This is a genomic window from Corynebacterium hansenii (assembly GCF_030408795.1).
GTDB lineage: Bacteria > Actinomycetota > Actinomycetes > Mycobacteriales > Mycobacteriaceae > Corynebacterium > Corynebacterium hansenii.
Window position 1 is genome coordinate 1,162,201 of record NZ_CP047211.1, and the last position, 16,773, is coordinate 1,178,973.

A 16,773-nucleotide genomic window follows, 5' to 3' on the forward strand; every position below is an offset into this window, starting at 1 on the left:
GGCCGATGGGCCCGGCGGAAATGAAGCGGTGCCCTCCTCCTCGGCGGGCACCGCTTTCGCGTGCGCGGGGACTTTCCTTCCGGGGCCGTTCAGGGCGGATGCCGCAGTGAAAATATGATTATTGCCACAGAGCGAGGAAAGCCTAGCCATAGCAAGCGAGGGCAACCTAATATCTTGCTTTGGCCCGGCCCCGGTTTCCCCGGAGGCCGGGAACCGACACCCCGGGGCCGCCGTACGCGGCGCACCCCCAGAAAGGAACCAATCAGATGACGAACCTCATGATCGTGGGCGCCGGGCCCAAGGCCGTCGCCGTCGCGGCCAAGGCGCACGCACTGCGGGAAGTCGGCCTGGATGCGCCGGAGGTCACCGTGGTCGAGCCGCACGGGATCGGCGCAAACTGGCGGGCGGTCGGCGGCTGGACCGACGGCAAGCACCTGCTGGGCACCCCGCCGGCCAAGGACATCGGCTTCCCGTACCGGTCCGAGATCGCGGGAACGCTGGGTCCCGCGGTCGATCAGCGACTGCTGGCCAATGGATGGGTCCAGTACCTCATCGAGTCGGGCCGCTACTCCGAATGGATCGACCGCGGCAACCCCTGCCCCCGCCATGACCTGTGGGCCGACTACCTCGAATGGGTCGCCGGCCGGGTCGGCATGGACGTCATCGCCGGAACGGTCACCCGGGCGTCGCGGCACCCCGGCGATCCCGCGGCGTGGAGCGTCTCCATCGACGAAGTCGGCGGGGGCACGCGCACCATGTCGGCCGACGCCCTGATGATCACCGGGCCGGGCCGCAGCGACCGGCGATTCGCGGAGATCCCGGGGGTGCTCTCCGTGGCCGCCTTCTGGGAGGCGGTGGTGGCGGGTTCGCTTCCCGACGCCGCCCGAGTCTCGGTGATCGGCGGCGGGGAAACCGCGGCCAGCGTCATCGACGAGCTCGTGCGCCACGACCTCGAGATCATCGACGTCATTTCGCCCCTGGCCGCCATCTTCTCCCGCGGTGAAAGCCAGTTCGAGAACGCCCTGTACACCGATCCCCGGAAGTGGGCGATGTTGGACGACGACGAGAGGCGGGACGTCATCCGCCGCACCGACCGCGGCGTCTTCTCCGGGCGCGTGCAGGGATCCCTCCATGCCGAGGATCGGGTGCATCACGTCCACGGCCGCGTCGAAAAAGTGAACGCGGCGGGCGACGCCGGGCCCGCGCTCGCGGTCACCGTCGTCGACAGCCGGCATTCGGCGCAGGTGCTGCGCACGGATCTCGTCATCGACGCCCGCGGCAACTCCCCGATGTGGTTCGCGGGCTTGCTCGGCGACGACATCGTCGCCGAGCTCCGCGTCGCCGCCGGGGGCGACCTGGCGGTCGAATCCGTGGAGGCGGTGATCGGCCGCGACCTTTCGGTCGAGGGCATGACGCCGAAGCTCTTCCTGCCCGGCCTCGCGGGCATGGCGCAGGGCCCCGGGTTCGCCAACCTGAGTTGCCTGGGCGAGCTGTCGGACCGCGTCCTCGGCGGTTTTCCGCCCGCCTCCGCGCAGCGCGCACTCGAAGCCCGGGCGGAGGTGAAGGCATGAGCCGGGCCCTGGCTCGCTTCGCCGCCCGCGTCATCGGCCCGGACCGGCCGCATGACCGGGTCGCGGCGGACGCGGCGGCCGTCGTGGGCCCCGAATCCGTGCGCGTCGCGGATGACCCGTCCACCCCGGTGCCGGCGATTCTCGACGCCGACGCCGACGCCGATGCCGGCGAGGACCTCGGGGAGCCCCGCGTCGCCGTTCATCCCCGGCCCTCGGGAACGCTGGTGACCGTATGCGGGAACGATGCGCCGTCCGTGGCACATCGCATCTGCGCGGGGTCGGGCGACGGCGTAACCGCCGCCCCGACTCCGTCCGGCGACGCGGCGGAGAACGCCGTCCCGTTCTGGACCGATGAACTGGAGGGGACCGTCGGCGTGCCCGCCATCGCCGAAGTGCCCGGCATCGAGGAGGACCGGGCGATCGGCGTGGCGAAGGGGAGGGTGCCGCGCGAGGCGTTGGGCGCGAACCCCGTCGCGGCGTTGGTCGCGGCAGTCGCGGCCTGCACCGGGGCGCCCCGTGATTCGGTCGTGGGGGTCGTCCCCGAGATCGGCCCGGACACGTGGTCCGGGCAGCCCTTGCCCGTTCGCGTGCGGCCGCGGCCGGGGCAGTCCCGCGAAGACGCCGCCGCCGAAGCTCTCGCGCGGATCGCAGCCGCCGACGATGGCGTACGCCGTGTGGGGTTGCCCGGCATCGTGGCGGCGCTGGGCAGGCCGCCGTTTCCCGTGGCCGTCGTCATTCGGTCGCCCCTCGATTGCGGAGGGGCGCGGATCGTCGACGATCGCGCCCCCGTGCCGGAGTTCTGCCTGGCCGGAATCGACGCGGTCGTCGGCGACGCCTCCGCGGTCTCCCTGAGCGTGCGCGCCCGCGGCGGGCAGGCCGGCGCCCGCTCACTCCTCGCCGCGGTCACCGCCGCGATCGAGGGAACCGGGCAGAAGGCCGCCCCGTCCGGCGCATCGGAAGTCGGCGCATCGGAAGCCGGCGCGGAAGCCGGCGCGGAAGCCGGCGCGGAAGCCGGCTCCGGGGCGCCCGGAGGCGCGGCCGACGCGAACCTCGGCGTCCTGTGCGCCGCGGTGGCCGAAGTCCTCGACCTTCCGGAGGAAAAGGCGCCGGGCCCCGGCGACGACTTCTTCCGGCTCGGCGGCGACAGCATGGCCGCGTTGAGGCTCAGCGCCGCGTTGTCCGCGCGCGGGATGTCCCTCGAGGTCCGCGGCATTTTCGAGCATCCGGTGCTCGGCGAGCTCGCCGGCCTGTTGCGCCCCGGCGCCGCGGATGGGGCCGAAACGGATGCCGCCGGCGGGGCGGCGGAGACCGCCGCGTCCGCCGAACCCATGTCCGCGTCCGGGCTCAGCGCCGAGCAGCTCTCGGCGCTGCTCGGGGAGGAGAACCGATGACGGGTGCCATCGCCGACGTCGTCGCGCTGACCCCGCAGCAGTCGGGCCTGTGGGCGACCGGCGCCGCGACGGAAGAGTATGACCCTTACCTGGTCGTCCTCCGGCTGCGGCTGACCGGTCCCGGAGCGCTCGATCGCTTTCGGGAGGCCCTCGGCACCGTCGTCGGGCGCCATCCGCACCTCGGGGGCCGGGTGCTGTCCGCCGGCGTGCCCCACCCCGTGCTCATCGTGCCCGGGGCGCCCCGGTTCGACTGGTCCGAGGTCGACGCCCGTGGGGCCGCGGATCCCGGCGCCGAATTGCAACGGCATGCGGAGCGGGAGCAGGCCCGGCCCCTGGACACGATCGAGGGGCCGTTGACCAGGGTCAAAGCAGTCCGGCTCGGTGAATCTGAGTGGGGGATCCTGATCACCGTCCATCACATCGTCATTGACGGATGGTCGATCCCGATCTTCCTGGGCGAGATCGTCGCGGCCATGGCAAACGAGGCCGACGAGCTGCCGCCGGCGCCGCCGATCCGCGATCACGCCGCTTGGGTGGCCGCGGCGGATCCCGGGGAAGCCCGCGACGCCTGGCGCCGCGCCTTCTCCGGATTCGCCGAAATGCCGATGGTGGGGCCCGCGGGAAGGCCGGCGGGCGCCCCCGAAGTGGGCGAAGCCGTGCTCGGCGAGGCCGATACCGCCGGGCTGCTGGCCTTCGCCCGGGAATCCGGTTTGACCGCGAACACGCTCATGCAGTTGGCGTGGGCGCGGATCCTGTCGGGGCTCGTGGGCCGCGACGACGTGTGCTTCGGGCAGACCGTCGCCGGCCGGCACCCGTCGATCCCCGGTGCGGACCGCTTGATCGGGGGCCTGGTTTCCACGGTCCCGGTCCGCGTGGACGTCGGCGATGCTTCGCCCGCGGAGGCGGGTGCCCGTCTCCAGTCGGTCACCGGAGCCCTGCGGGACGCGGATCACATCGGCATGTCCGACATCATCAAGTCGATCGGCGCGGGCGACCTTTTCGACACCCTCCTCGTCTTCGAGAACACGCCGCGCGGGGACGCCCCCGCCCACGGCGACGATTTCGATTGCGGCGGCGGTGCGCGCCTGGGCCTGGACCGCATCGACTCGCCCAGCCACTATCCGTTGACGGTCGTGCCGGTCATCGAGGGCGGGCGCCTGGTGGTGCGGGTCGAATCGGCTCCCGGGTCGGGATTCGACCCGGGCATCATGGCGCGCCGCTTCGTGGCGGTTCTCGGGCGTTTGGCGGGGGCGGACTCGCTCGCTTCCGTGGACGTGCTGCTCGATTCCGAGACGCCGATCATCCGGGGCGCCCGGCCGGATCCCGGGCCGGGGCCGGAAACGGCGGATGAAGCGCTGCGCGCCATCGCGGACGAGTGCCCCGGTGCGGACGCGATCGTCGACGTGCACGGGACCGTCGATTTCCGGGGCGTGGCCGAGCTCGCCGAGGCGATGGCGTCGGGGCTGCGCGCCGCCGGGGTCTCCGCCGGCGACGCCGTGGCCGTGATGCTGCCGCGGGATCGCCGCGTGCTCGCGGCCCCCTTCGCGGTGGCGGCCCTCGGGGCGCACACCATCCACATCGATCCCGATTCGCCGCCGCAGCGTGCCGCGGCGATCATCGAGGATTCCGGGGCGCGCCACCTGTTGGCCGCCGATGGCGTCGCCGGCCGGGTGCGCGCTTGCCTGGGGGAGGACGACCCCGGGAACGCGCCGTCGTCGGAAGAGGACGCCAACTGGCGCTTGACGACGGCCATGCCGGACCTCTCCGGCGAACTGCGCTGGTGGGGGCCGTTGCGTGCCTCGGCCGGGACGAAAGCCCCGGCACCGGAGGACCCCATGTACGCGGTGTTCACCTCGGGCACGACGGGCCGGCCGAAGGGCGTCCTGGTCCCGCACCGCGCGCTGCTCAACCTGTGGAGGCACCACGACCGGAACATCCTGGCGCCGCTCGCCGCCGAACTGGGGCGGCAAGTGCGCGTCGGGCATGGCTGGTCCACGGGGTTCGACGCCGCGTGGCAGCCGGGGATCGCCCTGCTCAGCGGGGCGGCCGTCGTCATGCTGGACGGCCCCGACCGCTCGGATCCGGCGCGGCTGGTCGCGGCCCTGCGCGACAACGCCATCGATGTCTTCGACACCACCCCGTCGATGCTGGCGGAACTGGAACGCGCCGGGTTCTTCGCGGAGGGCGCGCCCCTGTCCGTCCTCGCATTGGGCGGGGAGGCCATCTCCCGCGACGTCTGGCGGAGGCTGCGCGGCATGGCCGGCCTCGAGGCGATCAACTGCTACGGCCCGACGGAAACCACGGTCGAGGCCCTCATGGCCCCCTTGTCCGAGTACCCGGAGCCGACGATCGGGCGACCGTTGGACGGGATGGCCGTCGCCGTCGTCGACCACCGTTTGCGCCCGGTGCCGCCCGATGGGTCGGGCGAACTGATCATCTCGGGCCCGCAGTTGGCGATCGGCTACATCGGCCGGCCCGAACTGACGCGGCGTTCCTTCGTGGAAAGGGAGGGCCGCCGCTGGTACCGCACCGGGGACGTCGTCCGCCGCCGCAGCGGCGACGGGCTGCTGGTGTTCGGGGGGCGCGCAGACGAGCAGATCAAGATCAACGGTTACCGCGTCGAACCGGCCGAGGCCGGAGTGGTGCTCCGCTCCATCGACGGAGTCGAGGCCGCCGAAGTGATCGCGCACCGGGTCGGCAACCGGATGCGGCTGGCGGCCCTGGTCGTCGCATCGTCGCCGGTGGCGGACATCCGGGCCGAGGCGGCGAAGCTGCTGCCGTCGTACCTGCTGCCCTCGCCCGTGGTCGAATGCGCGTCGATCCCGCTCAACCGCAACGGCAAACTGGACTCCGCCGCGGCGGCGGCGATGGTCCGCGAAGAGATGGCGCGCACCGACGGGGCGCCCTCCACTCCCGAGGAGAAGGCGGTGGCCCGGTGCGTCCGCGACATGACGGGCATGGACGTCGCATTGTCCTCCGGTCTCGCCGACGCCGGCATCGACAGCCTCGGCGTCATGGATCTCATCGTGCGCCTGCGCGCCGAGGGGCTCGACGTCGGCGCGGCCCCGGCATTGGGCGCAGCGGACCTCAGGTCGCTGGCGGCGATCGTCCGGCCGATCGCGGCCGAGCCCCCGGCTCCCGCGGCCGGCGCCGACCCCGACCGACCGATCGAACTGGCCCCGCTGGCGGCCCGGTTCGCGGTGCTCGGCGGAGCAGTCGAATCGACCCATTCACAGGGCCTGCGCCTGCGCCCGGGCATCTCGGCCGATGCCGCCGAGTCCGCGTTGCGGCGCGTGATCGGCGCGCACCCCGCACTCGGCGCCCGGTACGACGATTCCGGCCCCCGGGCACGGCTGATCCCGCGGGAGGACCCGGAATTCGTCTTCCGCATCGCCGGATCCGGCGAACGGGACGAGGGCGGCGTCCTCGACGCCCACCACGGCGCACTCGATCCGGCCGCCGGCCGGATGGTGGCCGCCACCTACGGCGGCGGAACCGACCCCTGGCTGGTGGTCACCATCGCCCATCTCGCGGTCGACATGATGTCGTGGCGCTTCATCCTGGAGGATCTCGCGCTGGCCCTGGGCGGGCAGCCGCCCCTCGGCGAAGAAGCGCGCGGCGATGCCCCGCACGGCCCGTCCGAGACGGAAGCCCCCGGCAGCCCGTTCCGGCGGGTGCCCGTCCCCCCGGTGGGGCTGCGGCACGCGGACCCGCGGGTCGACCGGCCCGCCGACGTCCGCGCCCGGCACGAGGTTCTCGACGCCGCGACCACCGCCGCGGTGGAACGCGCGGCGCTCGAGCGCGGCGCATCCCTGCGGGACGTCCTGGAATCGGCCGTCGCCGTCGCCGCGACCCCAGATGAATCGGGGATGACGGCAATCACCCGCACCACGCTGGGCCGCCCCGACGGTGGCGCCGATCGGCGGGTCGGCTGGTTGACCGCCGAAGAAGCCGTCCTCATTCCCGCGGCCGACGCGAGGGGCTTCATCGCGGGCGGCGGGCCCCCGCCGTCGCCGACGACGGATCCGTCGGCGGTGGGCGCCGTGAACGTCAACTACCTCGGGCGCATGGACATGGCGATGCCCGAGACCCGCGAATGCCGGCTGATCGGCCAGGGGGAGTTCTTCCGGCGATTCGGCGCACCGGGCCATTCCGCCGTCCCCCCGTGCCACGGAGCGGAGATCACGGCGGCCATGGACCGGGGCCCCGGGGGACCCGTGCTCGGCCTGCGGTTCGAAATCGACGTCCCCGCCGTCGGCGAGGACGCGGCCGCACGATTCCGCACCGGCGTCGTTCGGGCGCTGGAAACCTTCGCCGGATCGGCGATGAACGAGAAAGACGAAAACGACTAATGATTGACCTGGAAACCCTCCGCGGCATCCTCGCCGAAGAACTCGGCGTGAGCCCGGCCGACATCGGCGCCGGCGATGATCTGGTGAACCTCGGCCTCGATTCCCTCGGCGTGATCGGGATCAGCGAGGAACTCCGCCGCAGAGGTTGCGGCGTCCACTATTCGGCCCTGGTGCTGGAGCCGACGCCCGAAGCGTGGTTGCGGATCATCGGCGAATCCGCCGCCGCCGAAGGTGGGGCGGACCCCTCGGGCGGGATGACCGTCCCCGGTGGCGCGGACGAGGATGATGGCGAGCCTTTCCCCATGGCTCCCATGCAGCACGCCTACTGGGTGGGACGGCGCGACGACCTCGGCCTCGGTGGAGTCGCGGCGCACCTCTACGTCGAGTTCGATGGCGGGGGAATCGACGCCGCGGCGCTGGAGCGCGCCGCCCGCGCCCTCATCGACCTGCACCCGATGCTCCGCACCCGGGCGCTCGGCGACGGGCGGCAGCGGGTGCTGCCCGCCTCGCCCGGGCCGGCCCTGACCATCGACGACGCGACCTGCCTGCCCGAAGAGGAGATCGAGCGGCGGCTGCGGGAAAAGCGGGAGGCGAAGAGCCACCAGAAACTCGAGGTGGATGCCGGCGAGGTCATCGACCTCACCCTCACGCTGCTGCCGGGGGACCGCCATCGCCTGCACGTCGACGTCGACATGTTCGCCTGCGACGCGATGAGCTACCGCACGCTCCTGGACGACCTCATGCGCATCTACCGGAGCGAGCTGGCGCACGGGACGGAGCCCGCCGACGGCGACGACGACCGCACCGTCCCCGAGCGACCCGGCGTGACGTACCGGGAGTACCGCCTGGCCATGGCGGATTCCGGCGGACCGGACGCGGAGGACGCGCGGTACTGGGAAACGCGGGTGCCCGAACTGCCGCCGCCCCCCGCCCTGCCCTTCGTCGAGGAGGCCCGGCGCGCCGACCCCCGGCGCAGCATCCGGCTCGAGCACAGGGTCGGGGCACTCGACGCGGCCCGGTTCGGCGATGCGGCCCACGCCGCGGGCGTGACGCCGGCGATGGTGCTGGCCACGTTGTTCACCGAGGTCATCGCCCGCTGGTCGACGCAGCGGAGGTTCCTGCTCAACGTGCCGTTGTTCGCCCGCGAGCAGGTGCACCCGGACATCGGCGGCGTCGTCGGCGACTTCACGAACTCCGTGATCGTCGGGGTGGACGCGGATCCGGGAGCATCGTTCCTCGACCGCGTCCGGGCGCTGTCCCGCGAAGTCCATCTCGCGGCCTCGCACTCGACGGTGACGGGGCTCGACGTGCTCCGGTCGCTCGGCGCCCACCGGGGCGAGCCGGTCATGGCCTCGGTGGTGTTCACGTCCGGCCTCGATCTCGGCGAGGTCTTCTCGAGCCGGGTCCGGGACATCGCCGGCGATCCCGTGCACATCCTTTCGCAGGGCCCGCAGGTCGACATCGACGCCCAGGTCGTGGAATTGGACGGGGGACTGTTGGTCAACTGGGACGTCCGGCGCGATTGCCTGCCCGAGGGCGTCATCGGCGACATGTTCGGCGCGTTCACGCGCCTGCTCGACGCGGTCGCCCGCGATGTCCCGGACTGGAACCGCCCGCTGTCGGTGCCGCTGCCCCCGGCGCAGGCCTCGCGCCGGGCGGCCATCGCCCGCGACTCGGCCGATGGCGGCGCCGCGATCGGGCGGCGGACGCTGCACCGGGAGTTCCTGCGCCGCGCGGAGGAGGCCCCGGAGCGGGTCGCGGCCGTGTCCGCGGACGGCGCCGTCTCCTACGGCGAATTGGCGGACGGAGCCGCGGCGCTGGCGGCCGAACTGCGCCGTCGAGGGGTCCGATCGGGAGACGTCGTCGCAGTGTCCCTGCCCCGGGGAGTCGGCCAGATCACCGCGATCCTGGCCGTCCTCATGGCGGGCGCCGCCTACCTGCCCATCGGCGTCGGGCAGCCGGGTCCGCGCCGGGATGCGATTCTGCGGAGCGGCGGTGCCCGGCACGTCATCGCCGATCCGGCCCGCATCGGCGAACTGCCCCCGGAGGTCGCCGTCGTCGATCCCGCGGCCGTCCCGGACGGGGCGGCGGATGGCGTGGACGCCGGCGCGGGGCCGGAGGACCTGGCCTACGTGCTGTTCACCTCGGGTTCCACCGGCGAGCCCAAGGGGGTGGAGGTCGCTCATGGCGCGGCGGCCCACACCATCGACGCGATCGCGTCGAGGTTCGGGTGCGGGCCGGAGGACCGGACCATCGCCCTGTCGGCGTTCGACTTCGACCTCTCCGTCCTGGATCTGATGCTCCCGCTGTCCGTCGGCGGCGCCGTGGTGCTCGTCGGCGAGGAGTCGACCCGCGACGCGGCGGAATGGGCGCGTCTGATCCGCGAGCACTCCGTCACCGTCGTCAATGCCGCGCCCGGGCTGGTGGGGATGCTCCACGACATCGCGTCGGACGACGAGCTGGCGGGCGTCCGGCTGATCCTCACCGGAGGTGACCGGGTGCCGCCGTCGTTGGGCCGCGCCCTGTCGAGGCGCGTCCCGGGGCTCCGGTTCATCGCCATGGGCGGCGCCACCGAAGCGGCGATCCACTCCACCCGCGAGGAGGTGGGGCCCGATTACCCGGACGACTTCGCGTCGGTCCCGTACGGGCTGCCTCTGGACGGGGTCCAGCTGAAGGTGGTGAACGAACGCGGCGAGGAATGCCCCGATCACGTGATCGGCGAAGTGTGGATCGGCGGCGCCGCCGTCGCGCGGGGCTACCGCGGCATGCCGGAATTGACCGCCCGGAAGTTCATCCGGTCCGGTTCCGTGGATTGGTATCGCACGGGCGATCTGGGCCGCGTGCTGCCCGACGGGCGCGTGGAGTTCATCGGCCGCGCCGACGGTCAGCTGAAGATCCGCGGCTACCGCGTCGAGCTGGGCGAGGTGGAGGCGGCGCTCGAATCTCTGCCCGGGGTTTCCGGTGCCGCGGCGACCGGGGCCGATGGCGCGATCGTCGCGGCGATCGTGCCGGCGCCGGATGCCGGGCGTGTGCCCACCGGCGCCGAGGCGCGCGCGGCGCTGGCGGGGATCGTGCCGGAGTACATGATCCCGGATGCGATCGCCGTCATCGAGGAGCTGCCCGTGACCGCCAACGGCAAGAAGGACCGGGCCGCCGTGTCCGCGCTGGTCGACCGTGGGCCGCGCGGCGTCGCCGAGCCCCCGGACGGTCCGGTCGAGTCGGCGGTGGCCTACCTGTTCGGGGCCCTGACCGGGGCCGGCGGCTGTTCCGCCGCGGACGATTTCTTCGACGTCGGCGGCAACTCGATCCTGGCCACGACCCTGACCGCCCAGATCCGCGAGCTTCTCGACGCCGCGGCGTTCTCGGTCGCGGACGTTTTCGAGGCGCGGACGGTGCGCGGCATCGCCGCGCGGGTGAGCGAGTCCGGCCGATCGCCGGGGGACGTCGCCGCGATGGCGGCGATGCTGATGGAGTTCGCCGATGGCGGGGAGGACGCGCGATGAGGGACCTGGAAGAGGTGCGGCGGCTGATGGCCCGGCACCGCGGCGAATCCGGCACGGTGGCCGACCGCCCGGCCCGGTCGCTGCCGGATCGGGCGCCCGCGTCGGCGGCGCAGAAATCGGTGTGGCTGGCCTCGGCGCTCGACCCGGACGACGTGTCGTACAACCTCTGCCTGAAGTTCACCTTCGAGGGCCGCATCGACGCCGAAGCGCTCGCGGGGGCCTTCGGGGATCTCGTCGACAGGCACGAAGTGCTGCGCACGACGTACCACGCAGACGACGAAGGAGCCCTGCAACAGCGCATCCACGCCGACCTCGAACCGGAGATCACCCGGCACGCGATGCCGCCGGGCGACGCGGGCGACGCCGCCGTCGATGCGCTGGCCGCCGAGCAGGTCCGCCGGCCCTTCGACCTGGCGGCGCAGTCGCCGCTGCGCCTGGCCATCTGCGAACGGGGCCCCGGGCGGGTGGATGCGGTGATGGTGATCCAGCACATCGCCTGGGACGGGATGACCATGCCCGTGCTGGCCCGGGACGTCGCCCGCGCGTATCGGCTGCGCACCGGCCGGCCCACCGAGGGGGACGGCTCCGTCCCGCCGTTGGCCGTCCAGGTCGCCGACTTCGCGGAATGGGAGGCGACCCATCCGGACGCTTCCGGAGAGGACCATTGGCGTTCCGTGTTCCCGGACGGTGTGCCGCAGATGAGGCCGATGCTCGGCGGGGCCGCGGATGCTCCCCCGAACGCCGGTGGACGGGTCGACGCGGTGCTTCCCGACGACGCCGCGCGGGCGCTGACGGCCATCGCGGAGGAGTCGTCGGTGACCCCGTTCGCCGTGTTCCTCGCGGCGCATCATCTGGTGCTGCGCGCGGTGACCGGGGCGCGGGACACGGTGACCGGCACGACGGTGGCCAACCGGGAGGCCGTCGGCGCGGATGAGCTGATCGGCAACTTCAGCAACCAGGTGCCCATCCGGATCTCGGACGGGGGAGCGGAGACGTTCGGCGATCTGGTGCTGCGGGCCGCACGGTCCATCACCGGCGCGATGTCGGCGAAATCCGTCCCCTTCGATCGGATCGCCGCCATCGCGGGGGTCGACCGGGCGGCGGGGGAGACCCTGTTCCCGGTGCTCGTCCTCTTCCTCCACGAGGGCATCGCCGGGCCGCGGCTGCCGGGCGCGGAGACCTCGTGGGAGCTGGTCCACGCCGATGCCGCGCTCCACGCGGTGGCCACGGAGGCGTTCATGCACCCGGGCCGGGTGGAGGTCCAGATGACCCACCGCCTGGACTCCGTGTCGGCCGAGGGGGCGCGGGCCCTGCAACGGGCGTTGGCCGCGGTGCTGTCGAACGCGGGCGCCGACGTGCCGACGGAGGAATTGGCGCAGGTGGCGCGGGCCGAGATCGAGTCGGCCGCCGCGCCCGCCTCCGCGATGGGCCGGGGCCGCCGGGTGCCGGTCGAGCCCGGCGACGTCGACGCGATGATCCGCGCGGCGTCGGCCGCGTCCCCGGATGCGGTGGCGGTGGTCGCGGAGGACCGCACTCTCACCTACGCCGAGTTCGATGCGCGGGTCTCGGCCTTGGCCGCGCGGCTCGCGGAGGCGGGGGCGCGCGCCGGCGAGATCGTCGCCGTCGTCGCCGAACGCGGTTCGTGGCTGCCCTGCGCGATCGCCGCCGTGATCCGCACGGGCGCGGCGGTGGTCCCGGTGGATCCCCGGTACCCCGCCGAGCGGATCCGGATGATGCTCGACGACGCCGCACCCGCGGCCATCGTCCGCGCCGGCGATGTCCCGCTGCCGGACACGGCGGCCGCGATCGTCGAAGTGGAGCGTATCGATGAGGAGGGGCCGGAAGCCGGAACGCCCGAATTCGTTCCGGCGCGGCCCATCCGCGGCGACGACCCGGTCTACCTCATTTACACGTCGGGGACGACGGGCCGGCCCAAGGGAGTGGTCAACCACCACCGGGGCGTCGCGTCCCATCTGCAGTGGATGGCCCGCACCTTCGGCGACGGCCCGATCCGGATGCTGCACAAGGCGCCGATCTCGTTCGACGTGGGCATGGGCGAAGTGCTGCTGGCCCTGACTTCCGGGGGCACGGCCGTGATTCCCCCGGCCGATTGGTGGGCGGGGGACGCCGAGGGCCTTGCCTCGATGATCGAGGAACACCGGGTCACGGTGCTGTCGCTGGTGCCCGGCCTGCTGCGCGAGCTGCTCGCGGCGGGCGCGGCCGGGCGGCTGAGGACGCTGCGCCACCTGCTGCTCGGCGGCGAAGCGGTGCCCACCGATCTCGCGCGCCGGGCGAGGGCGGAGATCGGCTGCCGCGTGCACGGCCTCTACGGCCCGAGCGAAACTGCGATGGACGTCGCCTGGGTGGAATACGGCGATGATTTCCCGGAGGACGGCTTCCTGCTCGGCGCCGCCGAGGACAACAACGACCTCCACGTCCTGGACGAAAACCTGCGGGAGCTGCCCGTCGGCGAGGCCGGCGAGCTGTGCATCGGCGGGGTGCAGGTCGGCCACGGGTATCACGGGGCCCCGGACGCCACCGCGGATGCCTTCGTGGACGACCCCTTCGAACCCGGCGGAACCCTGTACCGCACCGGCGACGTGGCGAAATGGGGAGCCGACGGCATGCTGCGCTTCCTCGGCCGCATCGGCGACCAGGTGAAGATCCGGGGCAACAGGGTGGAACTGCTCGACATCGACGCGGCGCTGTGCAGGGTGCACGGGGTCGCGGCCGGCGCGTGCCGGCTCTTCGGGGTAACCGGCGCACCGGCGCGGCTCGTGGGCTACGTGGTCGCGGCCGACGGCGGAAAGCCGGACGAGCGCGCCATTCTCGCGGAGCTGGCCCGGGCCCTGCCCGCGTACATGGTGCCCGGGACGATCGTCGCAGTGGATTCCCTCCCCACGACCGCGACCGGGAAACTCGACCGCGCGGCCCTGCCGGAACGCCCGGGCGCACATGCCGGCGGAGGCGACGCCGACGAACCGCGCGGGGCGGCCGAGCTGGCCGTCGCCGATGCGTTCGCGCGCGCCATCGGGAAGGATGTCCGGCCGACCGCGCAGTCCGGGCTGATCGAGCTCGGGGGCGATTCCATCACGGCGATCCGCGCGATCTCGCTGTTGCGCCGCAGCGGCTGGGAGGCCGAGGTGCGCGACATCCTCGGCGGCGGGACCGTCCGCACCGTGGCCGCCGCCGCGCGGCCGGTGTCCGCGACGGATCCCGCCGACGGGGCGGACGGCGGGGGATTCGCCGCGCCGGCCCCCGTCCATCCGTTGGCCGCGGCGCTGCTGGAGTCGGCCCCCGGCGGCGGTGGCCTGTGCCAGGCGCGGCTGCTGACCGCGCCGGCGGATTTCGGCGCGGAACGGCTGTCGGAGGTTCTGCAACGCCTGGCCGGGCTCCACCCCGTCCTCTCCCGCGCGGTGGCCGACGACGGCGGATGGCCGATGTTCGCGGAGCCGTCCGCCGGCGCCGAACCATTCACGATGGCGGAGGCGGAGGCGGAGGTCGCCGCCGCGGACGGGGTCGGGGAACTGATCGCGGAGCTCGCCTCCCGGCTCGATCCCGCCCGCGGGACGATGCTCGCCGGCGCGGTGGCCGAACTTCCCGCCGGGCGCCGCATCGTGCTGGTCGCCCATCACCTCGTCGTCGACGCGGTGTCCTGGGAGACCCTCATCGACGACTTCCGCGATCTCCGCGGCGTCGCAAAGCACACCGCCGCCGACCGCCGGCCGGAAGCGGCCGTCGCGGACCATGCGCGCCGCCTGCGCGCCGCCACACTGTCGGGCGAATTCGACGAAGATCTCGCGGCCTGGGAGAAGATCGCCGCGGACGCATCGGGGACGCTGGCCATCGACCCGGCCCGCGACACCGAAGCGACGGTCGACATCGCGGAGATCACCATGCCCGAAGCGTCGTCCGCCGCACTCGCCGGCGGCGTGGAGCGGGCCTTCGGGTGCCGCGGGCAGGACCTGCTCATCGCCGGGCTGTCCATGGCGCTGCGCCGGCTGGGCCTCGACGCCGACGGCACGGTCGGGCTGACCCTCGAATCCCACGGCCGCGACGCGACCGGCTCCGTGCCACCGGTGCCGCCCGATGCGGTGGGATGGTTCACCGCCGCGTACCCCGTCGCGGTGGAGGTCGGCGACGGCCTCGACCCCGTCGCCGCGGTGCACGCCGTGCGCCGGGCCCGCCGGCGCCTGCCCGATGACGTCCACGTCCACGGCTGCGCCATATGGCTGGGCGGGCGACCGGCGCCCCGGCCCATCGCCTGCCTGAACCACCTCGGGACCGTCGCCTCCGATGTCCCGGAAGGGGACTTCGCGCCCGCCCCGGAAGCCCCCGCCCTCATCGGCGCGGCCGATGCGTCGGCGCCGCTGCCCAACGTCATCGACGTGATGTCGCACGTCGGCGCGGACGGGCTGCTGGCCGCGACCATCAGGGTCGCCGCGAAGGTGCCCGGCGCACCCGGCGCCGCGGACGTCGGCCGGGAGCTCGGGGCCGCGCTGGCGGACATCGCGGCCGCGGCGGCGACGGGGGATGCCCGGCGCGCACCCGCCGATTTCACCGCCCCCGGCATCACGGACGCCGACGTCCGCGCCTGGGGCGGCGAGATCGAGGACGTGCTGCCGCTGACGCCGATGCAGGAAGGGCTGATGCTTTCGTCGCTGACCTCGGGCGATCCCGCGGGATACGCGGTGCAGACGCCGCTGCGCGTGCGCGGCCGCGTCGATGCCGCGGCGCTGGGCCGAGCCGTCGGCGCCGTGCTGCGGCGGTTCCCCAACCTGCGCATCCAACCCGCGGCCACGGTGGACGGCACCCCGGTGGGCGTCGTCAGGCCCTGCGGCGCGTTCGGCTGCCGGGTCCGCGACGCGAACCGGGCCCCCGACCTCATCGCCGCCGACGCCGCCGAGGGATTCGACTTCGCCGCCGCGCCCCTGCTGCGGGTCACGGTCGCGCACCCCGGCGACGGCGCAGACGGCGAGACGCTGGTGCTCATCTCGGCCCACCACATCCTCACCGACGGCTGGACCGGGCAGCTGCTGCCCGTGGCCATCTTCGCCGAATACGCCCGCGAGATCGGGGCCGACCCGGGCGCCGGCCGCATCGGCGACCCCGGGGCGTTCCCGGCGCTGCTCGAGGCGATCGCGGAAGACGGGCCGGAGGCCCGGAGGGCCTGGGAAGCCAGGCTGCGCGGGGTCGCCCCGGCGCTGGTCGGGCCGGAGTCCACGCCCACCCGGGCGGGTCAGTCGTCGCGCATGAGCTCGGTCGGCCAGGACGTCGTGGACCGGCTCCACGCGGTCACCCGCCGACTCGGGGTCACCCCGGCCGTCGCCTACCAGGCGGCGTGGGCGCGGACCCTCGGGATCGTCCTCGGCAGGGGCGACGTCGTGTTCGGGGAGGTCGTGTCCGGGCGGGATCCCTCCATCGCCGGAGTGGCGGAGGGCATCGGCTGCTTCGCCAACCTCGTCGCCGTCCCGGCGTCGGTCGACCCCTCCGGCACCTGGGCCGGCGCGCTGGCGCAGATGCGCGACGAGCGCCTGCCGCTGCTGGGCCACGACCATTTCCCCATGACCCGGGCGCTGTCCGTCACGGGCGCGCGCCGGTTGTTCGACACCATGTTCGTGCACCAGTCCTACCCCCCGCACCAGGACCGGCTCGCGTCGATCCTGGAGTCCTGCGGGTTGGGCCACGTCGGCACCGACCCGGGCGGCACCACGGACAACGCGGCGCTGCTGATGGTGTTCCCCGGGGACTCCGTCATCGGGGGAGCGGGGACCCGGTTCCTGTTCACCTTCGCCGCGGGCGTCATCGACGACGCCGCGGCGGAGGTCATCGAAAAGCTCTTCCTCGGGTGCGTGCGCGCCATCGCCGACGCCCCGGACGCGGCGATCGCGGACGGGCCCGTGCCCGACGAATTCGATGCCATGGCCCTCGGGGGAATTCTCCGCTGACGGCCCTG

5 protein-coding genes are annotated in these 16,773 nt (G+C 73.7%); all 5 read left to right on the forward strand.

What is annotated here, in order from left to right:
* Positions 1–266 precede the first annotated feature (266 nt).
* Genes CHAN_RS05140 through CHAN_RS05160 form a run of 5 tightly spaced genes read left to right on the forward strand, consistent with a single transcriptional unit; the run spans position 267 to position 16,765 of the window.
* The gene (locus CHAN_RS05140; RefSeq protein ID WP_048742314.1) at positions 267–1,571 is read left to right on the forward strand and encodes a SidA/IucD/PvdA family monooxygenase; all 1,305 of its coding nucleotides are present in this window, start codon (positions 267–269) and stop codon (positions 1,569–1,571) included.
* A complete protein-coding gene (locus CHAN_RS05145; protein ID WP_290292530.1) occupies positions 1,568–2,962 on the forward strand; it encodes an acyl carrier protein in 1,395 nt (464 codons plus the stop codon). Before CHAN_RS05140 ends, CHAN_RS05145 begins: the two co-directional genes overlap by 4 nt.
* Positions 2,959–7,314 carry a non-ribosomal peptide synthetase gene (locus tag CHAN_RS05150; RefSeq protein ID WP_290292532.1) on the forward strand — a complete coding sequence of 1,452 codons (4,356 nt, stop codon included), beginning with the start codon at positions 2,959–2,961 and terminating at the stop codon, positions 7,312–7,314. The genes CHAN_RS05145 and CHAN_RS05150 overlap by 4 nt, the downstream gene beginning before the upstream one ends.
* Positions 7,314–10,817 (forward strand): non-ribosomal peptide synthetase, encoded by a 3,504-nt coding sequence (locus CHAN_RS05155; RefSeq protein WP_290292535.1) that lies wholly within the window; start codon positions 7,314–7,316, stop codon positions 10,815–10,817. The genes CHAN_RS05150 and CHAN_RS05155 overlap by 1 nt, the downstream gene beginning before the upstream one ends.
* Positions 10,814–16,765: a non-ribosomal peptide synthetase gene (locus tag CHAN_RS05160; RefSeq protein ID WP_290292538.1), complete on the forward strand. Its 5,952-nt coding sequence runs from the start codon at positions 10,814–10,816 to the stop codon at positions 16,763–16,765. The genes CHAN_RS05155 and CHAN_RS05160 overlap by 4 nt, the downstream gene beginning before the upstream one ends.
* Positions 16,766–16,773 lie beyond the last annotated feature (8 nt).